Genomic DNA, 22,197 nt, shown 5'->3' on the forward strand with positions numbered 1-22,197 from the left:
GAAATGGGTGGTGGTCGCATGGCACAGCTCATAAAGATGCAAGATTATATTTCCCGGTATGAGCAGGATATTTATCGTTATCCTACACAATTTGCGCGGTTGAAAAAACAGCAATGGGATAAATTGAAGGCTGCTTATAATGCGGGCGAGCTAGATCGGTTGTATAGTGAACATACTGAAAGTGAAACACAGGTCAAATTTGATCTTCCTCAGGAAGATTCGAAGCGCCTGTTTAAAAGGGTGAAAGGCATATTCCTCCGGACAGGTAAACAGGAGTCAGGGGCGGAAGAACTGCCGATGCCGAACCGGATTGAAGATCCTAATGTTTTTTCATTGAGATTTCCGTTCCGGCCGGCCAGTCTCGATGAATTAAAGCAAAATTTTTTAAATCAATTGCTTCGTTTTCAAATGAAATGGGGGAGTTCGACGCTTCGTGAAAAGTCATTTGTGGACCAATCATTCTTTTTGGATGAGAGGCTCCGCTTTTTTCTGCAGCGTTTTCCGGATACGTTTCTCGTATTATATAAACCTATCTTTCTTTTGAAAAATGCGCCTGTTGAGGTCGAAGTCATTTTATTGACCCCAGTTGATGCTTGGTGCATCACGTTTCTGGAAGCGGAAGAAGACGCTGCTTTCATCGGGTCAAGTGAACGATTCTGGGTCCGCAGGCATCATAAGCATCCTGATAAAAAGGTGCTCAATCCTTTGCTTGGTGCAAATCGGATGACGAACATCGTCTCCCGGTTATTTGAGCTATATGGAGTGAACATGCCGATTAAAAAGGTGATTTTATCCCGGAACGGATATGTCGATTATCCCGAAGCCCCTTATGATATTACGATATTGGATAAACGGACCTTCCCGGAATGGTTCGAAAGGATGCGGGCCATATCGTCTCCGCTCAAGGCACAGCAGTTTAAAGGGGCACAGGCTTTGCTTGAACATTGCCAAACTACATCCAGCCTGCGACCTGAATGGGAAGCCGAGTATAACCAAACGGATGGAAATCAGCATGCCGCACCTTAAAGAAACGGTGTATTTCATTGTCAATCCAATGGCAGGAAATGGAGAGAGTTTGAAGGTTTGGAAAAAAGCCGAGAAAATACTGCAATCAAAAGCTGTTCCCCATGAGGTGTTTTTTACACGGGAAAAAGGGCATGCGCTAAGAATGACGAAGGAGATCCTATCAGGGACGAAGCAGGATACCCGGATGATCGCTGTCGGGGGAGATGGCACGATCAATGAAATGATAAATGGCGCCATTGGTTTCCCTCACGCTATCATCGGCTCCCTTGCGGCTGGATCCGGCAATGATTATGTAAGGGGCATTCAAAAAACCGAGAGTGTGGAAGAAGCACTTTCTTTATTTCAGGATAATGCCTTTAGTGCCATTGATATTGGACAATTCGAGACGAATGGCAAGATGGGGTATTTCGTGAACAGCCTGGGAATGGGCATTGATGCTGAAATTTCCGATGAAGCGGACCGTTCCCCTCTGAAAAAATGGTTTAATTTTATCAGAGCGGGTAAATTAATTTATCTGTTCATTTTTATAAAAAAGATAGTGACTTACAAGCCCGGCTGCATGGAATTGATCATTGATGGTGACCGGCATTTTTTGAAAAAGGTTTGGTTCATCGTTATTGCGAACCAGTCCTATTTTGGCGGCGGGATGAAAATTTCACCGATGTCGAAGCTGGATGATGGCAGGTTGAACGTGATTGCGGTCCATGATATTCCTTTGTTGAAATTATTGACCGTCTTCATCACCGTTTTATGGGGCGGTCACCTGAACATTAAAAATGTTGATTCTTTTTCCGGTAAAAAGATAAAAATGAAGAATGAAGGGTCAGTGAAAATCCAGTCTGATGGGGAAATTGTTGGTAGGAACGAAGTAGCTGCAGTGGTTCTGAAAGAGAAATTGCGCGTCATGTTACAGGCGGATAACCGATACAAAAATATGAAATGATTTATTTGTTTTTGTTTTATGCGTATAATCGTTTTATAGTACTTGACGAAGAAACCGTTTTTCAACTAAAATTTAATTTATGGCTATTGTTTAATTGCTCAATAGCTATTTTTTTATTTCTCTAAAATGAGGATGTTTTTAATTGCGGGTATCATCCCGATGCAAGTATATATGCAGCTTCGCCAGCAGGCGGATTTTTTATAAAACATGGACTCAAAGTAGTGGTAATACATACACTAGGTGAAACGTACCCACATTTGTATGATTAAGCGAGGAAATCGAAGGTGAACCAGTTGGAACATTTATTAGGTCAGGAGTGGGATATATCCCCTGCTGGAGGAGCTACGGGAGAAGCCTTTATTGCCGAGAAAGAGGGGCAGAAGCTCTTCCTTAAACGAAATTCATCGCCATTTTTAGCTGTTCTTTCAGCTGAGGGCATTGTTCCAAAGTTAATGTGGACAAAACGCCTGGAAAATGGGGATGTAATTACGGCCCAGCATTGGATGGAAGGCAGGGAGCTATCTCAGCAGGAAATGAACAATATAAGAGTCGCAAAGCTGCTTCAAAAAATTCATCAATCCGATCCTTTGTTAAGCATGCTCAAAAGGCTTGGGAAATCCCCTTTACGACCTGAAAGTATACTTACAGACATAGAAACCGGGTTATCTTCGGATGTTACGGACATTCCGATTATCAAACAGGCCATCCATTTTTTACAGAACAATCTCCTGTTGATTGAATGCGACGAAAAAGTCGTCTGTCATTGTGATGTGAACCACAATAATTGGCTCATGACAGAAACGGACGGATTGTTCCTGATTGATTGGGACGGAGCGGTCATAGGCGATCCGGCCATTGACCTCGGCATACTCCTTTATTCATATGTCCCGAGGGAAGAATGGAATCAATGGCTTGCCCGTTACGGCAAGAAGCTTGACGCAGGCCTGGAGATGAGGATGAAATGGCACACGGTTTCACAACTTGTGCTTTCCATCCAATGGCATCATCGCAGGACGCGGTACGAGGAAAGAAATGAATTACTGCAAAAACTGGAAGCTTTATTGATGGTCAGCTGATCAGAATTGGTCTATATCATCCACCCACTGGGACAGGTCGTTCTGGTGGGTTGAAATATGTGCATCTAAATCGGCGGTACCGATGCCCGTCTGACTGTATTCGTAAATCTCCGTCAGTATCGTTTTCACATTGCTGTCAATTTCCATATTGATCATTAAGGATTTGACGAGCCTTTCAACCTGTTCACATTCAGAAACGGATCCGCAGCAGTCTGTTTGATGGTTGGTCAATATATCTTTCAATAGTGACATTTGGTGTTCATGGGAAAGCGGCATATAATGCCTCTCCTTTCTTAAACATGGATTCAAGGGATTCCCAGGTGGTGCCCGCCTGCCCTTCACTTATTTATGGTGTGTTTTGCTGAAAGTTTTATACATGAAAACTACAGTGACTGTCGCCTGGATGGCCGGCAGTTTTTTTATTTGACCAGTGGGTGTTTCCTGAAAAAATCAACTTGCAGGAATCCATACACTCGTGTTATGGTTTGAACGATTATATTATAAATAGGGGTGTCATCATGCGTTTAAGAAATAAACCTTGGGCTGAAGACCGTTTGAATGATTTTCCACAATATGTAATTCAGCAGCCAGTGAGCCATAAAGGTAAATGGCATGAAGTTTTCGGAAACGATAATCCGTTATATATTGAAGTGGGTACGGGAAAAGGCCGTTTCATCACAGAAATGGCAAAGGCCCATCCTGATGTGAATTTCATTGGAATTGAAGTATATGGAAGCGTCATTGTCGCTGCATTGGACTTGCTGATTGAAGCGGATGTTCCAAATTTAAAGCTGTTGAATGTTGACGCAGCGAACTTAGGGGACTATTTTGCAAAAGGTGACGTGGATCGCGTCTACTTGAATTTCTCTGATCCATGGCCGAAATCACGTCATGCAAAACGCCGGTTAACATATAAGACCTTCCTCGAAGTATATGAAGGCATCCTGCCAGACAAAGGCGAGATTCACTTCAAGACGGATAATCAAGGGTTATTCGAATCTTCCTTGAAAAGTATTTCCGAATACGGCATGCTCTTGAAATTTGTAAGCCTTGATTTGCATAACAGCAGTTTTGAAGGCAACATCATGACTGAATATGAAGAAAAGTTCTCGAGTAAAGGCAATCGGATATACCGATTGGAAGCAATGTTCCAATAATCAACGATCAGAAACCAGGTGCACAGCATCTGGTTTTTTTGTTTGTTTATGATTCACGGGGATGACTTGATTGTTATCAATTTCAATATATGGAAGCGGGTGTTAAACTAAAGGCAGAGGAGGGGTAAAATGGAAACGATGCAAATAGGGGAAATAAAATTAACATGGTTGAATGGCGGTGTGACACACTTGGATGGCGGTGCGATGTTCGGTGTTGTACCGAAACCGCTTTGGTCCAAGAAGTATCCCGTTAACGAAAATAACCAAATCGAGTTACGTACGGATCCGATTTTGGTCCAGGCTAATGGATTGAATATGCTTATAGATTCCGGCATTGGCAATGGAAAGATGAATGACAAGCAGAAACGGAATTTTGGGGTGACGGAGGAATCCAATCTTGTCGAAGATCTTGGCAGACTTGGGATTCAGCCAAATGATATCGATTACATTTTAATGACCCATCTGCATTTCGATCATGCCTGCGGGTTGACGAAACGTGAAGGTGAAACTTGGGTGCCTGTTTTCGAGCGTGCAGAAATCATCACGACCAAAACGGAATGGGCGGAAATGAAAAACCCGAATATTCGTTCAAAAAGTACATATTGGTCAGAAAACTGGGAGGCTGTCGCTTCTCTTGTACGTCCTTTTGAAGGGGAACAGGAAATTGCGGCCGGCATTAAAATGATCCATACCGGGGGGCATAGTGATGGACATGCGATCATCATCATAGAAGATGGCGGGGATAGATTGATCCACATGGCAGATATAATGCCGACGCACGCGCATGCGAATGTCCTCTGGGTCCTCGCTTATGATGATTATCCCATGACTTCCATCGAGGCGAAGGAAAAGTGGATGAAATCCGGACTGGAAAATGGGTCCTGGTATAGCTTTTACCATGATGCCCAATACTGTGCCATCAAATGGGATGCAACGGGTAAGGAGATACTAGCCGAATTGAAACGGAAGCGTTAAAAGGAAAGCGAAAGGAGGACGTCATCTGACGGCCCTCCTTTTTTTGTTTCAATCATTTTGTGCATTAAGCTCCAATATCGTTCCTGTCGAAGCATCTGCAACAAATTCGAATTGCTCGCGTTTACCTTCTGTATTTCTGGTGATCCCGCCTTTGTACACTTCATAGTCCAAATCATTTTTTGTATAGTTCTCCGGCTTCATCAAGATCCATGAGCCATATATATTTCCGTCCTTTTTGACTGTTTCCTTCACTTGGGCCAAGACTCTATCGGGAGAAGGTTTACTTGATTGATCCAATAATTGTTTTGCTGCATAGCCAGCAGCAAACCCGGCTGCAGTACCTAGTAAAAACGTTTTCCAATTCATTGATTTCTCCTCCATTGCATTTTATAAAATCACTTCTTCTAGTATACAGAAGAACGCTTTATTTGACTAATAATTTGAAATTTTACCCATAAACTGATAAATTAGAACTTTCTAGTGTAACATGATGCTAAGTTTTGTAAAATAGAAAGAAACAATACATAGTTAGGGGTAGAAAAATGAATCATGAGACTTTGGAGCTTTTTAAAACATTGACGGAATTACCGGGAGCCTCGGGAAATGAACATGCAGTTCGGAGTTTCATGAAGAGTGAGTTGCAAAAGTATTCGGACGAAATCGTCCAAGATCGCCTCGGCGGAATATTTGGGGTGAAAAGAGGCAATGAGGATGGGCCGACCGTCCTGGTTGCCGGGCACATGGATGAAGTGGGATTCATGGTCACATCTGTAACAGAAAATGGAATGATTCGCTTTCAGACCCTAGGAGGCTGGTGGAGCCAAGTGCTTTTGGCCCAAAGAGTCGAGATCATAACCGATAACGGTCCGGTCATTGGTGTCATCGGTTCGATTCCGCCCCATTTGCTTGATGAGTCGCAACGCTCAAAACCAATGGATATCAAAAATATGCTGATTGATATTGGGGCGGATGATAAGGAAGATGTGAAGAGAATCGGTATTAAGCCCGGTCAGCAGATTGTACCGATTTGTCCATTCACGCCGATGGCCAATGAGAAGAAAATCCTCGCAAAAGCGTGGGATAATCGTTATGGCTGCGGACTTGCGATTGAATTGTTAAAAGATTTAAAAGGTGAAACGCTGCCGAATGTCTTATATTCCGGGGCAACCGTCCAGGAGGAAGTGGGATTACGGGGTGCGCAAACTGCAGCTCATATGATCAAACCGGATCTTTTCTTTGCTTTGGATGCAAGTCCGGCGAACGATATGTCCGGCAGTAAAAGTGAATTTGGCCAGTTGGGAAAAGGGGCACTGCTCCGCATTTTTGATCGTTCGATGGTTACGCATCGCGGCATGAGGGAATTCATCCTTGATACGGCCGAATCGAATGAGATTCCGTATCAATATTTCGTTTCCCAGGGCGGCACGGATGCAGGGCAAGTCCATATTGCAAACGAAGGCATTCCAAGCGGGGTGATCGGCATTTGTTCCCGCTATATTCATACACATGCATCCATGATTCATATTGATGATTATGCCGCTGCCCGTGAACTGATAGGGAAATTGGTTCGTTCCTGTGATAAAACGACATTCGAGACCTTGATGAAAAACGCTTGATGGAGAAAGCTGAAATGGAAAGGGATGCAGTCATGTATCCTTTTCCATCAGCTTTTTTTACATAGAAGGAAGGTAATTATATTGAAAATAGCAGTAGGCAGTAAGAATCCGGCGAAAGTAAGTGCCGTGCTTGGTGTATATGAAGATGCTGAAATCATTTCGCTTCAAGTGGAGAGCGGGGTTCCGGAACAGCCTTTTTCAGATGAGGAAACGATGGAGGGGGCCATGACACGTGCCCGGAATTGCTTGATTCACAGTGATGCCGATATGGGTATCGGGCTTGAAGGCGGTGTCGTGAAAATGGGACAAGCCCTGTTTCTGTGTAATTGGGGTGCAATGGCCACGAGGGGCGGTGAGGTTTTTGTAGCTGCCGGAGCGAGAATCCCGGTTCCGGGAATCGTTGCCGGGAAGGTGCTGGACGGTGAAGAGTTGGGCCCGGTGATGGACGCCTTCACAAAGCAAGAGAATATTAGCAAAAAGGAAGGGGCGATCGGCGTATTTACAAATGAGCGAATCACGAGGGGAGAAATGTTCCTTCATATCATGAGGATGCTAGCCGGTCAACACGAATATAAGCTGAAAATGAGAAATCACGATTTATGAATCACTGTCATGGAAAGGCGTCTTCGAATGGAAACGAACACTGCCAAAACTGAGCAGAATAAGACAGGGTTTTATTGAGCGGTCTTGGTACTATAGTGACAAGGGGTGAGCGGATATGGGGTGGGTAGAGTCAATCCAAAAGGCCATCGACTATATCGAAGAGCACTTATTGGAGGACATTACGATCGAGAGCATTTCCAGGCAGGCGAATGCTTCGGCTTTTCATTTTCAACGGACCTTCACCATTTTAACGGATATTTCCATTGGTGAATATATCCGGCGCCGAAGACTGACTTTAGCTGCCCAGGAGATATCATCCACAAATGGCAAGGTCATTGATTTAGCCTACAAGTACGGCTATGACACCCCCGAGGCATTCTCAAAAGCTTTTCGAAGGCAGCATGGGGTATCTCCAAGCGAAGCGCGAAAGTATATGGGGAAGCTGAAATTCTATGAACGCCTGATGATACAGGTCATTCTGAAAGGGGCAAAACCGATGAAATACAATATCCTTGAAAGGGATTCCTTTCAATTGATAGGAATCAAGCAAGAGTTTTCCTTGGTTAATGAAGAGAATTTGATTGGGATTCCAAAGTTGTGGGAGAAAGTCAATTCGAATGGAACAGGAGATAGGTTAGCGAAGTTGAACAATGGCCAAATAAATGGCTTGCTTGGTGTATGTGTCGATAAGCGTAAGGTGGGAAAAAGTGAAACGATGGATTATTGGATAGGTGCAGAGTATGCCGGGAAAGTGCCTGAAGAGTTTTCGACCCTTACGATACCGGCTTCCAAGTGGGTTGTATTTGAAGTTCACGGACCTATGCCTGATAGCATGCAACAAGCTTGGAAGCGGATTTTTTCCGAATGGTTCCCTACGAGCGGTCATGAACATGCCGGAACTCCTGAATTGGAAGTATACGACAATGCGGATGCTTCAAACCCTGACTATTACTCCGAAATTTGGATTCCGATTAAAAAGGGATAGTATTCAACCATCAAAACATTCGTTATTCGCTTGCAGGGGGTTAGGCATCTAATTTGCCCCTGCAAGCTTTTTTATTTGTAAATATGAATGATCAGCCCTTCATTTTTGTGCTGGTTAAGGGCAGGGAGATTTACAGCCCGTCTTCAAAAATATAGGAAAGCACCTTCATGGCTTGGTTCACGGATTCGACCGTGACACTCGCCTTTTCCGATAATTCCTTTAAGGCATGGTGATGGGTTTCCGGGCGAATCAAAATAAGCGGTTTCCCCAGGGAAATGGCGGTGCTTGCATCCATGGCAGTATTCCACTGCTTATATTTCTCGCCAAACAGAGCGACGACAAGATCGGCTTTTTTCATCAAAAGACCCGTACGCAAATTATTGATTTGGGAAGCGGCTGCATCCTTCAGGATAGGATTCGGCTGTTCCCCGAGGACATCTTCACCGATATTATCGGAGCGTTCATGATTTTCCATCGGGCCGACGAATTCTAATGGAAGCTTCAGTGCAGCGGCTTTATCTCTCAACTCATTTCTCCAATTTGAATGGATTTCCCCAGCAAGATAAACGGTTAACTTCATTGTTTTCCTCCTCGATATTAAAATTGCTTTCATTGTACCATGTTTTTAAGAAAATGGATGAATTCCATAAATAAGGATAATATTATCCATAAGATAGTAAAAGAGACGGCTGGAGGAATGACGATGGCTTTATCGAATAAGAATTTCCTTGTTATCCTGTTGATAAGCAGTTTGATCGTAGGCTGCTCAGGGATCGAGAGACAAACCGAAAAGGCAATGAAGGCTGCTGAAGTGGCTTTTCGTGACGATGAAAAACAGCCCAATCAAGAGGCAGGGCTAATTCAGGTCTATCTGCCCAAGGATTTTAAAGTAGTGGAAGAACATGATAATAACTTGATTTTACAAAAAGGTGATCAGATTTATATATTATTTGTCAATCCAAATGAAAAAGAAGACAGTTCCGTGTTGTATTTGGCGATTAAGGAACAAGAGGATCAATTTGAAGTGCTGCATTCTTTTCAAACTGATGATAAATTCGGCTTTATTTCAATTAAAGAAATACCGAAAGAAAAGTATGAGCTTGCAGTGGGGATCGGCGGGGTGAAACTGACAACGGAAACGGATAAAGACCAATTAAAAACCGATGCAAAACAAATGATGGAAATCGTTTCATCCGTGCCCCAGAGATAAGCTGACCCCTGCCTTTCAACCGATCCGTATTAATGGTTGATTCGGGGAGAGTCTGGTATGATGGGATTATAAAAAATTAAGGTGTCATTTAGAGCAGGAGGAATATTCAAATGGAAAAGTTACAAACCGTCGAGCAATATGATGCATTGAAAAATGAAGGCAAACATATCTTTCTTTTTTCCGCTACATGGTGTGGAGATTGCCGTGTAATCGAACCGATAATGCCGGAGATAGAAACGAAATTTCCTGATTTTACATTCATTTATGTGGACCGTGATGAATTCATCGATGTGTGTGCTGCTAATGATGTATTCGGCATACCAAGTTTCATCGCCTATGATAATGGTAAAGAGCTAGGCAGATTCGTGAGCAAGGATCGCAAAACGCAAGAACAAATTGAGGAATTCATTCAATCACTATAATCAAAATCCCCTTCTCGCTGGGGATTTTTCAATGAAGAGGAGGGTCAGTCATGAAAATGGACAGCACGAAGCTGAAAAATATTTTGAAGGAACGTTTAAAAGATGAGGGTCGGACATTCAAATTCGATAGCAAGCAAGATACGTTACGGGTGGAAAATGTGAAGACCGGGAAAGGGATCACCATCGAGTTGCCTCCTGTACTTGCTAACTATGAAAACGTACAGGAAAAGGCCATCGATGAAATTATTTATTACGTGGAAGAGGCCCTGAATGTGATGGGGGGAGAACACAGCATGGAAGGCAAGGAGAAATTCATTTTCCCAGTCATCCGCTCGACCTCCTTTCCAATGGAATCGGAAGAAGGAAATCCGTTTTTATTCGATGAGCATACAGCTGAAACCCGGATTTTTTATGCCCTTGATTTAGGTAAAACCTACCGTCTTATAGATGAAAAGATGATTCAACGGGAAAACTGGCAGGGTGACAGGATCCGTGAAATTGCCCTATTTAATGCCCGTTCGCTCTCCACTGAAATGAAGTCGGATATCGTTGCAGGTAATGCATTTTATTTTTTGAACACGAATGATGGATATGATGCCAGCAGGATCCTGAATGAATCATGGCTTCGGGAAATGAAGGACAAGGTCGAGGGAACCATGGCTGTGGCCATTCCCCATCAGGATGTCATCATCATTGCCGATGTGAAGAATGATACGGGCTATGATATTCTGGCGCAAATGGCGATGAGCTTCTTTGCCAGCGGTCATGTTCCGATTACGGCTCTATCATTCCTTTACGAAGAAAATGAGTTGGAGCCCATCTTCATTATGGGTAAAAACAAAAAGCGTGAACAATAATATAGGGAATCACAAAAGGACCGTGTCAGCATCTGGCAGCGGTCCTTTTAAAGTTTGATAGAGTTTATAACTCTCTTGTAGTTGATATTTATATTTTAATCGGTGATAATATAATTGAAATATTTTGAAAAATATGGATAAAACATTCGATGTTCAGTGCGAACCTACATATGTGCCCGATAATCCTCCGCTATACAATGACCCTGAACTGACTGAATTCGTGAAAAATAGCCTGGAAAGCATGAATGACAAAGAAATTAAGAAGGTAGTCGAATTTCCGGTTTTTTCAGGTTCAGAAGATTTTTCGTATTATGCAGAAAAGATACCAGGCTGCTTCTTTTACATTGGCTGTAAACCGAAAGGGGTGGAGAAGGCATATTTCAATCACCATCCTACATTCGACATTGATGAAGAGGCCCTTTTGATCACTTCCAAATCAGTGGCCCAGGTTGTTTGTCGTTTTTATGAATGGAACTAGTCCTTTGGTCTTCGTTTGCAAAAAAAACGGAGAAACCCACAAAACACCGTTCGGTATTAACGAACGGTGTTTTATGGGTTGCGACAGGCAATAGGATTCTGCCGGATGTTTCATGAAGGATGATGCAATGAATTGGCCAGTCTGTTTTCAAGTCAGCATGAAAACTTAATCTCTTTGTAAACGCGATTTAACAGCTGTGTTTTATTTAAATAGTAGACTAGGGGCTAATGTTATTTGGTGATGATAGGTTTAAACCCATTGCAGAAGGGGTTTAATAGGGTAGGAGTTCTGCGAAATACGTTAAGGTAGCAAGAATGCGATAAAAAAGTAGATACTAATCCCAATTTAGCTTAAATTTTCTCGATATTTTTAAAATAACTGGTAGAATTAGTTACATAACTACAGATGTAGAAAGAGTGATAGTTTTGAAATGGCTAAATAAGATGAAAAAATGGTTCCAAGCAGAGGAAATTATTGAAATCGAAGAGATTATTATAGATGAACCGCTTGATGAAGAGACATTGAGGAAAATGGATTTTTCGAAGCTTACGAAGTCAAAGAAAGAAGAAATAAAGGTTTACAATCAAAAAGTGGAAAAAATGTCCCAGACGCCAGACCCGGATACGAAAATCCTGTTTCAATATCCAAAAGGCCAGTTCAAGTTTCCGCTCATTCCAGACCGGGAGCAGAATAAAAGAAAACCTAAGGAAAGAAACAGGGAAGACAACGAACCCAAACAGGGGAAGAATGTGACTAAAGAAACAACAACGAGAAGGCCTGTAAGGGATCCTGAACCAAAACGGAGAAGCCTTGACCGGGAGGAAAATTCAAAAATAGTCCCGTCAAATACTCCATTCCGCCCAACGGAAATCCCATCACCCATTTACGGGTTCCGTCGTCCGGAAAAAAAAATAGTCCCTTCTGAAGAAATTGTCGAATATGAATTGGAAAGCAAAATGCCCATCTTTAAAAAAGAAGAACAGGCTATCGAGATTCCGGTATCGATCCCTGAAATCTCAAAAGATGCGTCACATGAGGAAATGACAGCAAAACCCGCCATTCTTATACCGGAACAAGCGGAAAAAAAAAGGGAAGATACGGAGATACCCGCTTTCTTTCGTAGAAATTCCATTGAGTCATTGCCAGAAGAAACGGTAAGCGAGCCTAACATAATGGAGCCTAAGGTAGAAAAAGAGGCTATTGAACAGGACCAAGTCGATTTTGGACGCGAAGTCGCCGTATCCATCATGGAACAGGCGGACGACACACGGTCTGAAGTGATATCGGTTCATGGGGAGGCTGCTGTACAATCAAATCAATCATCCGTAAGTCAAGGGACAATGCCTGAAAGTGACTCATCTGAGGCAATACCTGAAGTGCAGCCTAAAAGTCCGAAAAAACATATTCCATTTAATGTGATGATGCTTAAGCAAGATCGGGAAAAAAATGGCTTCATGAATAAAATGATGCCGGAAAAAAAAAGCCTTAATCCGGAAAGGGCAGTAGTTTCACCTGATAAACGAGCAATGGATGATGCTGCCCAAACGGAGGCAGGACAAGCGGAACCATCCGCCATTCCCGAGCGGGAACCGGAGGCAGGCAGAGTTATGCCGAAAGAGGAGACTCGGGACATTACACCTGCCTTTTTGGACACCGAAACCGCCGGCGAGCCTGAAAATACAGGTGAATCTATTATTGGTTCCGACCCTAAGACCCTTCTAGAACAGGAATCCCCCAATTCTGGAGATGGGTATCAAGAGGAAGTTTTAACAGAGACAGCGGAAAGTGGCCAGGGCAATGCCCTTGAAGTTTTTGGTTCCGTGGAAGCGGATGATAATCCATACTATGTGTTTCCGAATATCGAATTGCTGACACCTCCCACTAATGCTGTGCATGATGATGAGTGGCTCGGGGAACAGACTGTATTACTTGATCAGACATTGAAAAATTTCAATGTCCGTGCAAAGGTCGTCAATGTCACCCAAGGACCGGCAGTCACTCGTTTCGAGGTGCATCCGGAGCCGGGAGTGAAGGTGAATAAAGTGACGAACCTGATGGATGACATCAAATTAAGCCTTGCTGCCCAGGATATGAGGATGGAAGCGCCCATTCCGGGTAAACATACAATCGGCATCGAGATTCCGAACAGGAAAAGCAAACCGGTATTTTTGCGTGAGGTTTTGGAAAGTACTGAGTTTCAAGAGCATGAATCACCGCTTGCCGTGGCTTTAGGCCTCGATATATCCGGTCAGCCGATCATCACGGATTTGAGAAAGATGCCGCATGGTTTGATAGCCGGGCAAACGGGATCGGGGAAAAGTGTCTGTATCAACACCATGCTGGTCAGCTTGCTGTATAAAGCGACGCCGCAGGAGCTTAAATTACTGTTGATCGATCCGAAAATGGTCGAGCTCGCCCCGTATAACCGGATCCCGCATTTGGTCAGTCCAGTCATAACCGATGTAAAAGCCGCTACGGCTGCGTTGAAATGGGCTGTAGAGGAGATGGAACGGCGTTATGAATTGTTTGTACATGCCGGTGTACGTGATATCACCCGCTTTAATGAACAAGCGGAAAAAGCCGGTCAATATTCAAGCAAGCTGCCGTATATCCTGGTGATCATCGATGAGCTTGCAGATCTAATGATGATGTCCCCGGCTGATGTAGAGGAAGCGATTTGCCGGATTGCTCAAAAGGCCCGTGCCTGCGGCATCCATTTGATTGTAGCCACTCAAAGACCTTCAGTCGATGTCATAACTGGATTGATCAAGGCAAATATCCCGACAAGGATCGCTTTTTCGGTTTCTTCACAAGTGGACTCCCGTACAATCATCGATAGCGGCGGTGCAGAAAAACTTTTGGGAAGAGGAGATATGTTATTCGCTGAAAACGGCTCTTCAAAAACGGTGCGCCTGCAAGGGACTTTCGTGAGTGATGAAGAGATTGATCAAGTGGTCAACCATGTTAAACGGGAGCAGCAGCCGAAATACCTGTTTGAACAGGAAGACTTGCTGAACAGGGCCCAGGTCACGGAAGAAGCGGATGAACTGTTTTTCGAGGCATGTGAATTTGTCGTGAGTCAGCAGGCCGCATCTGCATCGAGCGTCCAACGGCGTTTCCGTGTCGGATATAACCGTGCATCGCGTCTAATAGAAATGATGGAGCAACAGGGGGTCGTTTCCGAATCCAGGGGCTCAAGGCCCAGGGATGTATTGATTACGCAAGAAGAGCTGGAATTTTTACATGTTAATTAGAGAACCTAATAAAAGGAAATTGTATATAATGTGAAAGGGTGAAAACCCTTTTTTATCACCTTAATTGAGGGAAAAGCCAATGATTTGATAAATTGGCATCCCCCTGACATGGATGAATGAATAAAAAAGTGATATAATAGTTTTTTGTTGATGAATGATTGAAAATAAAAGTTCGAAAACCTATGAAGAAATTGCGTTACTAACAAGTCTCGTAATGGAAAAACAAATAAAAGATGACGTCATATACTGTCATACAGGTAGACGATTGGTGGAGGTTCGCTTTATGACTGCTTACCATTTTGTGGGAATTAAAGGGTCGGGTATGAGTGCTCTTGCACAAATACTGCATGATATGAATATTGAAGTGCAGGGTTCCGATTACGAAAAAGAATTTTTTACACAATTGGCATTAGAAAAAGCCGGGATTAAAATCCTTCCTTTCAACGAGGAAAATATTCAACCTGGAATGACCATCATTGCAGGAAATGCGTTTCCGGATAGTCATCCGGAAATATTGAAGGCAAAAGAACTTGATTTGCCGATTATCCGTTATCACCGTTTCCTAGGTGATTTCATGAAAAACTTCATCAGCGTGGCGGTTACGGGAGCGCATGGTAAAACATCGACGACCGGCTTACTTGCCCATGTAATGGGGGGCGCTAAACCGACATCCTTCCTGATTGGGGATGGAACGGGTAAAGGAATCGTGAATTCTGATTACTTCGTATTCGAAGCATGTGAATATCGCCGTCATTTCCTTTCCTATTATCCGGATTATGCAATCATGACGAATATCGATTTTGATCATCCAGATTATTACGCTAATGTCGAAGACGTGTTCGAGGCTTTCCAAACGATGGCCCTTCAAGTCAACAAAGGCATCATTGCGTGCGGGGATGATGAGCATTTACCACATATTCAGGCGAAAGTACCGGTTATTTTTTACGGATTTGCAGAAGGAAATGATTTTCAAGCGAAAAATGTTTCCGTCACTCCGGATGGCACGACTTTTGATGTGCATGTAAGGAACAATTACTATGATACATTCACTATTCCTACTTTTGGAAAGCATAATGTGTTGAATGCACTTGGTGTCATTGCACTTTGTAAATATGAAAACTTGGATACGGAAGCTGTGAAAGCCCAATTGCGGACTTTTGGCGGAGTTAAACGCCGGTTCTCCGAAAAGGAAATCGGAAGTCAGATCATAATTGATGATTATGCACACCATCCGACCGAGATCTCTGCAACTGTGGACTCGGCGCGTCAGAAATATCCAGAGCGTGAAGTTGTTGCTGTATTCCAGCCGCATACTTTCTCGAGAACGCAGGCATTCCTGGATGAATTCGCCGACAGCTTGAATTTGGCCGACAAAGTATACTTATGTGAAATTTTTGGATCTGCTCGTGAACATCAAGGAAAGTTATCGATTGAAGACCTTCAAGATAAGATTCCAGGTGCCGAACTGATTACGGAGAACACAACATCTATATTGCAAAACCATGATAACAGTGTCGTGTTATTCATGGGTGCGGGGGACATTCAAAAATTCCAAGCAGCCTATGAGCATTCACTGCAGGTAAAATAAAAAAAACGACCATCCGTTGTAGCGGATCGGTCGTTTTTTTATTGGGTTATTTTAAATTTTCCGGATTTAAATTTTCCAGTTCCGGTAAAACGAAGCGTCCGTCCTTACGTATCAAGACGTCATCAAAATGGATTTCCCCGCCGCCATATTCAGGCCGCTGGATATTGACCAGGTCCCAGTGAATGTCTGAATGGTTTCCGTTAAAGGCATCATCATAGCATTGTCCTGGAGTGAAATGAAAACTTCCATCAATTTTTTCATCAAAGAGGATATCTTGCATCGGGTGTAGAATATAAGGATTTACACCAATTGCAAATTCACCGACATATCGTGCGCCTTCATCAGTATCAAAAATTTTGTTGATGCGTTCCGTATCATTCGCAACCGCTTCAACGATTTTTCCATCCTTGAATGTCAACTTCACGTTTTCAAAAGTAAAACCCTGATATGGGGAAGGAGTATTATACGAAATCACTCCATTGATGGAATCTTTAACTGGAGCCGTATATACTTCACCGTCAGGAATGTTCAGCTCACCCGCACATTTGATGGCTTTAATGTCTTTGATGGAGAAGGTTAGATCCGTACCGGGCCCAGTTAAGCGGACCTTATCCGTTTTATCCATCAATTCAACAAGGTTGTCCATTGCTGCGCTCATTTTGCCATAGTCGAGGTTGCAGACTTCGAAATAAAAGTCTTCGAATGCTTCTGTGCTCATTTTGGCCAATTGGGCCATGGAATTTGTCGGGTAGCGAAGTACGACCCATTTTGTTTTTGGCACGCGGATATTTCTATGTACTTTACCGACTGTCTGTCCATGAATCGCCATCTTCTCTGAAGGGACATCGGATTGTTCATTGATATTATCCCCGGCACGAAGCCCGATATAAGCATCCATCTGCTTCATTACGTTGGCTTCAAACTCACCCATCATCTTGTACTGTTCTTCTTTGGCACCCATCAGCAAGGCACGATCCACTTGGTGATCCTTTAACAGGACGAATGGGTAACCACCTGCTGCATAGGCTTCATTCACAAGTGCGTTAACAAGTTCACGCTGCAATCCAAAGTTTTCGATCAAGATTTTTTCACCTTTTTGAAGCTTCACGGAATAATTGATTAAGTTTTTGGCCAATGTACCAATTCTGGGATCTTTCATAAAAAATACCTCCATTGTTTAAATTCGACTTATCTTTTCTATCATACCCGATTTCCTGTCATAAGTGTCACCCATGAATTTCACGGAGGAACTGGATGCAGACAACAATATTTCCAGATTAGGGTTTGATAGGGTATATTGAAAAAATAAATAAGTTTATAATGATAGGGAAGGGGTAATTAATATCTAACAGCTATTAAATAAGTCGATTTTTTTCGGAGGTGTTCCAATGGAGATTATTTTATACGTAAGTGCTGCTGTTGCAGCGATAGCTTTTTTGGTACTCGTTATTTTTCTAACGAAGGTACTGACATCACTTCAAACTACCCTGGACAGTGTGGCCCGGACGCTGACAGGACTAGAGAGCCAAATGCAGGGCATAACGCTCGAAACTACTCAGTTATTACATAAAACGAATACGTTGGCTGAAGATTTGCAGCAAAAGTCAGAAAACCTGAACACGGTGGTGGATGCGGTGAAGGATGTAGGTACATCCATCTCCAGCTTTAATTCTTCCATCCAAAAGGTTTCCCATAAAGTGCAGGCTGAGATTGATAATAATCAAGAAAGAATCTCACAAATTGTACAATGGAGCAATGTAGCCATGGAGATCAGGGACAAATGGAAGTCCAGAAGCAAACAGGCAGCCCCGACCCCGACTGAAAGGGCAGAGTTAGAAAGGGAAGCGCTGGAGACAGATAACTTACCTAAAAAAAGGTTTTTACGTTCTAGATCATAAAATCTAGTTAAATAAAAATGAATCGAAAATTGAAAGGGGAATGTATTATGACTCAAAAAGAATTTCCGACAAAGGACTATCAGAAATCATATGAGGACGAACGCGACTCGATCAATTCTAAGGACTTTATGATTGGCGCCTTGATAGGCGGGATGATCGGAGCGGCTACTGCTTTGTTCATGGCTCCGAAAACAGGCAAGGAATTAAGGAATGACTTCAACGAACAAGCTAGAAACATTTCCGAGAAAACAGAAAGATTAAGACAAACGGCGATGGAAAAAGGTACAGTCCTTGCTGATACTGCAAAGGAAAAAACAAACTCCGTCACGGAAATCGTTTCCAATAAATCTTCGAATATCGTCAACAAAGTGAAGAGCCTGAAAACAGGAAAAGAAAACGGCGACGCTGCGGATGATACAACCAATTCAAGCAATAAGGATATTGATGTAACCGGAACTACCGATGCACCTATCGTATCCGTCGAAACGAACTTTGCTAACAGCAATGATTCGGAAAATAATCCTGCAGATCCTACAAGCGGAAACAAGAATGCGGCAAAATTAAAACTTGATGAAGCGAAAAAGGCATTCGATGAAACGGAAAGTAAACTAAAGAATTAAACTCCCTGGATTCCTTTAATGGGAATGAAGAGTCATTAAGGGACGAAGAATAAGGCGGTGAAGTGCTTCGATGGCTTCATCGCCTTTTTGATGGTAAAATTTATATGACAAGGAAAGGAGACTGCTATATGGTCATGAGCAAAATCGAAACAGAAGAACAATTCAATGAGCTTCTAAAAGAGGATACATTCCTGCTTTTCAAGCATAGCGTAACATGCCCTGTAAGTGCTGAAGCATTTGAACAATATGAGAGGTACATCTTAGGGAACGAACAGCTTAAAACGGCCTATTTGGCCGTCCAGGAAGCTCGTCCACTATCCAATTATGTGGCAGAAACCTTTGATGTCAAACATCAATCACCTCAGGCCATCCTTTTTAAAGGTGGAAAACCTGTCTGGAATGAATCTCATTGGCGGATTACATATGATTCATTGAGCAAGGCCATTACAGAATGAATGGAAGGCCGGATCCCTTTGGTAAGGGGTCCGGCCTTTTATTATTCCATTGATTGGCGGGCCTAAGGATGTTAATCCTGGGGAAACCTTTTCTAGGAAGGCCCTTCCGTAAAGACTCTTTAAACATTTCTCGGCTTCGGACGAGTGGCAGAAAATTTAAACTTTTCTATGTTCTTGTGAAAAATGATCAATTAAATGATAGCTTTCCTGTTCTATTTCCAATATAATTCCTACAACGGATTGTGTTTCAATATTCTGTGTAATCGTTTTTCTGGCATGAGCGGCACCTAGTTTTAAGTATTTATAACTTTAATGCTTAAAAGCGTTTAATTATTAAAGAAAAATATAGTGACATTTATGGACACTTCATTTATAATTGATTTAATCATACATGAAATATTCTAAATTTTTCATTGATAAAACAATCGGGGTGGATGTTCGAGGATCCGGATGGGATATTTTTTAGTTTGAATCCGCTGAACCGATTTCTATTTTAAAAAACGAAGGGATGGATTTGTAATGAGCAACAAAGAGCTTGATGGACTTCGTAATCAACTGGATGATGTGAACCTTCAGTTATTACATCTTATTAATCAACGTGCTGAACTTGTACAGGAAATTGGTCGCGTTAAAGAAAAACAAGGTGTAAACCGTTACGATCCGGTCCGTGAAAGAACAATGCTGGATCTTATCGAAGCCAATAATCAAGGACCGCTTGATCTTGGTTCGATTAAACATATTTTCAAAGAAATCTTTAAATTGGGCTTGGAGCTGCAAAAGGATGATCAGAAGAAGACGCTTCTTGTATCAAGAAAACAAAAAGCTGAAGACACGATCATCGACATCAAGGGTGAATTGGTAGGTAACGGGATCCCTAGCTTCGTTTTCGGACCATGTGCCGTTGAATCTTATGAGCAGACAGCTGCGGTGGCGGAAGTCATTAAAGCTAAAGGTTTGAAATTGATGCGCGGCGGTGCCTTTAAGCCACGTACATCTCCATATGACTTCCAAGGGCTTGGTTTGGAAGGTTTACAAATACTTAAACGCGTTGCTGATGAATACGGCTTGGCAGTCATCAGTGAAATCGTGAGTGCCAATGATATTGAAGCGGCGATCGATCATATCGATGTCATCCAAATCGGGGCGCGGAACATGCAGAATTTCGACTTGCTAAAAGCGGCAGGTGCAGTAAATAAACCAGTTCTGTTAAAACGCGGACTGGCTGCAACGATTGAAGAGTTCATTCATGCAGCGGAATACATCATGTCGCAGGGCAATGGCAACATCATCCTTTGTGAACGCGGTATTCGCACTTACGAAAAAGCAACAAGAAATACACTTGATATCTCTGCTGTACCGATCTTAAAACAAGAAACACATTTACCGGTCATGGTTGATGTAACGCATTCAACTGGACGTCGCGATCTATTGCTTCCTACGGCTAAAGCGGCTCTTGCAATCGGTGCTGACGGTGTTATGGCTGAAGTGCATCCGGATCCTTCCGTTGCCCTATCGGATTCTGCACAGCAAATGGACTTCAAACAATTTGATGAATTCTACGATGAAATTAAACGTTTGAACTGGGTAACTGTTTAAGCTAAGAATGTCTTGAATTGATCTACTTACGGCCCTTACCAACTTGGCAAGGGCTTTTTTTAATGGTAAAATACTAGTTTTTACAGAAAAACCTTCGAAATAAGCACTATTGGATTGCAGGAAAGATTCGACTATCGTATGATAAATAACAAGAATGAGAACTGTTCGGAAGATTGAGTCATACATAAAGTGATATCTATGTGAATTTTATACTTGAATAGGGTATTGAATATTTGACTGAGAAGAGAGTAGGACTGTTTTTTTGTTAGGCAGATCGTTCCTAAAATAATCTTCCTTATAGAGAAAAACGCATAAAAGATTTTTTTCCGAAATAATTCGGGTCTTTTATGGGGAAAATGAAAGAAATGGAGGAATGGATGAATGAATAATATAACCATTTATGATGTGGCACGTGAGGCGAATGTTTCCATGGCCACCGTTTCCCGCGTAGTTAACGGGAATCCAAATGTAAAGCCTGCAACAAGGAAGAAAGTTTCCGATGTGATTGAAAAGTTAGGGTACCGACCGAATGCAGTGGCAAGGGGACTTGCCTCAAAGAAAACGACTACTGTCGGGGTAATCATCCCGGATATCTCGAGCATCTTTTTTGCCGAATTGGCACGGGGCATAGAAGATATAGCGACCATGTATAAATACAATATCATTCTAAGCAGTTCTGATGAAAATATAGATAAGGAATTCCATTTGCTGAATACGATGCTTGGAAAACAAGTGGATGGCATCGTATTCATGGGCGGCAACATTTCTGATGAGCATGTCAAAGAGTTTACGAATTCACCGGTTCCAATCGTTCTGGCAGGTTCGGTAGATGAAAGCGGGCAAGTTCCATCTGTTAATATTGATTATGAGGCGGCGGCATTTGACGCAGTGACCTTCTTTGCTAATAAAGGCCACAAGCATATCGCTTTTGTAAGCGGAAACCCTTCCGCGCTGATTAATGAAATGAAACTGACTGGATATAAACGAGGATTGAAAGAAGCTGGTCTTTCATTTGATGAAAGGTATATTGTTGAAGGTGATTATACATATGATTCAGGAATTGAATCTTTTGAAAAGTACCTGGAAGTTGAAGACAGGCCGACGGCATTCATCGCCGGTGCTGATGAAATGGCGCTTGGTATTGTCCATGCCGCACAGGACAAAGGGTATAATGTGCCGGAAGACTTTGAAGTGATCAGCTTCGATAATACGAGATTGACATTGATGGTGCGTCCGCAAATCACGACAATCGTTCAACCTTTATATGATATTGGTGCGGTTGCGATGAGGCTTCTTACAAAGTTGATGAATAAAGAACAAGTGGAGGAAGGTCTAGAAAAGGTGATCCTGCCGCATCGGATTGAAAACCGTCAATCAACGAAATAAACTGGTTTGGAGAGTGTCCCGAGGGCACTCTCTTTTTTTTTCTCAAATGATG

The 22,197-nt window shown here is 42.6% G+C and carries 23 protein-coding genes; 19 read left to right on the forward strand and 4 right to left on the reverse strand.

Annotation, left to right across the window (positions count from 1 at the left end):
* The first annotated feature begins 18 nt into the window (after positions 1 to 18).
* The 3 genes from OTG27_RS15470 to OTG27_RS15480 all read left to right on the forward strand — a co-directional run bounded on the left by OTG27_RS15470 (position 19) and on the right by OTG27_RS15480 (position 3,045).
* Complete coding sequence (locus tag OTG27_RS15470; RefSeq protein WP_268937377.1) at positions 19 to 1,026, forward strand: NERD domain-containing protein; 1,008 nt, start codon at positions 19 to 21, stop codon at positions 1,024 to 1,026.
* Positions 938 to 1,969 carry a diacylglycerol/lipid kinase family protein gene (locus OTG27_RS15475; RefSeq protein ID WP_268937378.1) on the forward strand — a complete coding sequence of 344 codons (1,032 nt, stop codon included), beginning with the start codon at positions 938 to 940 and terminating at the stop codon, positions 1,967 to 1,969. Before OTG27_RS15470 ends, OTG27_RS15475 begins: the two co-directional genes overlap by 89 nt.
* A gap of 293 nt (positions 1,970 to 2,262) precedes the next feature.
* Positions 2,263 to 3,045, forward strand: coding sequence for a phosphotransferase family protein (locus OTG27_RS15480; RefSeq protein WP_098185892.1), 783 nt, complete (start codon positions 2,263 to 2,265; stop codon positions 3,043 to 3,045).
* Here OTG27_RS15480 and OTG27_RS15485 read toward each other — a convergent pair whose 3' ends face one another.
* Positions 3,046 to 3,321 (reverse strand): YtzH-like family protein, encoded by a 276-nt coding sequence (locus OTG27_RS15485; RefSeq protein WP_034309293.1) that lies wholly within the window; start codon positions 3,319 to 3,321, stop codon positions 3,046 to 3,048.
* Positions 3,322 to 3,563: 242 nt separating this feature from the next.
* On the opposite strand from OTG27_RS15485, the gene trmB reads away from it, so the two are divergent.
* A complete protein-coding gene (gene trmB / locus OTG27_RS15490; protein ID WP_034309290.1) occupies positions 3,564 to 4,202 on the forward strand; it encodes a tRNA (guanosine(46)-N7)-methyltransferase TrmB in 639 nt (212 codons plus the stop codon).
* 129 nt (positions 4,203 to 4,331) lie between these two features.
* The gene (locus OTG27_RS15495; RefSeq protein WP_239858600.1) at positions 4,332 to 5,177 is read left to right on the forward strand and encodes a YtnP family quorum-quenching lactonase; all 846 of its coding nucleotides are present in this window, start codon (positions 4,332 to 4,334) and stop codon (positions 5,175 to 5,177) included.
* Positions 5,178 to 5,225: 48 nt separating this feature from the next.
* Here OTG27_RS15495 and OTG27_RS15500 read toward each other — a convergent pair whose 3' ends face one another.
* A complete protein-coding gene (locus OTG27_RS15500) occupies positions 5,226 to 5,543 on the reverse strand; it encodes a PepSY domain-containing protein (RefSeq protein ID WP_268937379.1) in 318 nt (105 codons plus the stop codon).
* Positions 5,544 to 5,719: 176 nt separating this feature from the next.
* Here OTG27_RS15500 and OTG27_RS15505 point away from each other — a divergent pair, with 176 nt between their 5' ends.
* From OTG27_RS15505 to OTG27_RS15515, 3 genes are all read left to right on the forward strand, one after another.
* On the forward strand, positions 5,720 to 6,793 hold the full coding sequence (locus OTG27_RS15505; RefSeq protein WP_268937380.1) for a M42 family metallopeptidase: 1,074 nt from the start codon (positions 5,720 to 5,722) through the stop codon (positions 6,791 to 6,793).
* Between the two features lie 81 nt (positions 6,794 to 6,874).
* Positions 6,875 to 7,396 (forward strand): DUF84 family protein, encoded by a 522-nt coding sequence (locus tag OTG27_RS15510; protein WP_268937381.1) that lies wholly within the window; start codon positions 6,875 to 6,877, stop codon positions 7,394 to 7,396.
* A 115-nt stretch (positions 7,397 to 7,511) separates the two neighbouring features.
* On the forward strand, positions 7,512 to 8,381 hold the full coding sequence (locus OTG27_RS15515; protein ID WP_268937382.1) for an AraC family transcriptional regulator: 870 nt from the start codon (positions 7,512 to 7,514) through the stop codon (positions 8,379 to 8,381).
* A gap of 130 nt (positions 8,382 to 8,511) precedes the next feature.
* On the opposite strand, the gene OTG27_RS15520 is transcribed toward OTG27_RS15515, so the two are convergent.
* Entirely contained in the window at positions 8,512 to 8,961 is a 450-nt protein-coding gene (locus OTG27_RS15520) for a YtoQ family protein (protein WP_057276739.1), read from the reverse strand.
* Positions 8,962 to 9,084: 123 nt separating this feature from the next.
* On the opposite strand from OTG27_RS15520, the gene OTG27_RS15525 reads away from it, so the two are divergent.
* The 6 genes from OTG27_RS15525 (at position 9,085) to murC (ending at position 16,190) form a co-directional block, all read left to right on the forward strand.
* Complete coding sequence (locus OTG27_RS15525; protein ID WP_034309266.1) at positions 9,085 to 9,591, forward strand: hypothetical protein; 507 nt, start codon at positions 9,085 to 9,087, stop codon at positions 9,589 to 9,591.
* Between the two features lie 110 nt (positions 9,592 to 9,701).
* Entirely contained in the window at positions 9,702 to 10,013 is a 312-nt protein-coding gene (locus tag OTG27_RS15530) for a thioredoxin family protein (protein ID WP_034309264.1), read from the forward strand.
* A gap of 50 nt (positions 10,014 to 10,063) precedes the next feature.
* The gene (locus tag OTG27_RS15535; RefSeq protein ID WP_268937383.1) at positions 10,064 to 10,870 is read left to right on the forward strand and encodes a DUF1444 domain-containing protein; all 807 of its coding nucleotides are present in this window, start codon (positions 10,064 to 10,066) and stop codon (positions 10,868 to 10,870) included.
* A 133-nt stretch (positions 10,871 to 11,003) separates the two neighbouring features.
* Positions 11,004 to 11,348: a M20/M25/M40 family metallo-hydrolase gene (locus tag OTG27_RS15540; RefSeq protein WP_268937450.1), complete on the forward strand. Its 345-nt coding sequence runs from the start codon at positions 11,004 to 11,006 to the stop codon at positions 11,346 to 11,348.
* Between the two features lie 530 nt (positions 11,349 to 11,878).
* Positions 11,879 to 14,602, forward strand: coding sequence for a DNA translocase FtsK (locus OTG27_RS15545; protein WP_268937451.1), 2,724 nt, complete (start codon positions 11,879 to 11,881; stop codon positions 14,600 to 14,602).
* A gap of 283 nt (positions 14,603 to 14,885) precedes the next feature.
* On the forward strand, positions 14,886 to 16,190 hold the full coding sequence (murC, locus tag OTG27_RS15550) for a UDP-N-acetylmuramate--L-alanine ligase (protein ID WP_034309255.1): 1,305 nt from the start codon (positions 14,886 to 14,888) through the stop codon (positions 16,188 to 16,190).
* 46 nt (positions 16,191 to 16,236) lie between these two features.
* On the opposite strand, the gene OTG27_RS15555 is transcribed toward murC, so the two are convergent.
* The gene (locus OTG27_RS15555) at positions 16,237 to 17,349 is read right to left on the reverse strand and encodes an aminopeptidase (protein WP_057276734.1); all 1,113 of its coding nucleotides are present in this window, start codon (positions 17,347 to 17,349) and stop codon (positions 16,237 to 16,239) included.
* A 229-nt stretch (positions 17,350 to 17,578) separates the two neighbouring features.
* Between OTG27_RS15555 and OTG27_RS15560 the strand changes: the two genes are divergently transcribed.
* From OTG27_RS15560 to ccpA, 5 genes are all read left to right on the forward strand, one after another.
* The gene (locus OTG27_RS15560; protein WP_034309251.1) at positions 17,579 to 18,088 is read left to right on the forward strand and encodes a DUF948 domain-containing protein; all 510 of its coding nucleotides are present in this window, start codon (positions 17,579 to 17,581) and stop codon (positions 18,086 to 18,088) included.
* A 47-nt stretch (positions 18,089 to 18,135) separates the two neighbouring features.
* Positions 18,136 to 18,708 carry a YtxH domain-containing protein gene (locus OTG27_RS15565; RefSeq protein ID WP_034309249.1) on the forward strand — a complete coding sequence of 191 codons (573 nt, stop codon included), beginning with the start codon at positions 18,136 to 18,138 and terminating at the stop codon, positions 18,706 to 18,708.
* A 128-nt stretch (positions 18,709 to 18,836) separates the two neighbouring features.
* Positions 18,837 to 19,163 (forward strand): bacillithiol system redox-active protein YtxJ, encoded by a 327-nt coding sequence (gene ytxJ / locus OTG27_RS15570; RefSeq protein WP_057276733.1) that lies wholly within the window; start codon positions 18,837 to 18,839, stop codon positions 19,161 to 19,163.
* Between the two features lie 519 nt (positions 19,164 to 19,682).
* Positions 19,683 to 20,759 (forward strand): bifunctional 3-deoxy-7-phosphoheptulonate synthase/chorismate mutase, encoded by a 1,077-nt coding sequence (locus OTG27_RS15575; protein WP_034309244.1) that lies wholly within the window; start codon positions 19,683 to 19,685, stop codon positions 20,757 to 20,759.
* 381 nt (positions 20,760 to 21,140) lie between these two features.
* The gene (ccpA, locus tag OTG27_RS15580; RefSeq protein WP_048682265.1) at positions 21,141 to 22,145 is read left to right on the forward strand and encodes a catabolite control protein A; all 1,005 of its coding nucleotides are present in this window, start codon (positions 21,141 to 21,143) and stop codon (positions 22,143 to 22,145) included.
* Positions 22,146 to 22,197 lie beyond the last annotated feature (52 nt).

The sequence above is a fragment of the Peribacillus sp. AS_2 genome, from assembly GCF_026891895.1.
Taxonomy (GTDB): Bacteria; Bacillota; Bacilli; order Bacillales; family DSM-1321; genus Peribacillus; species Peribacillus frigoritolerans.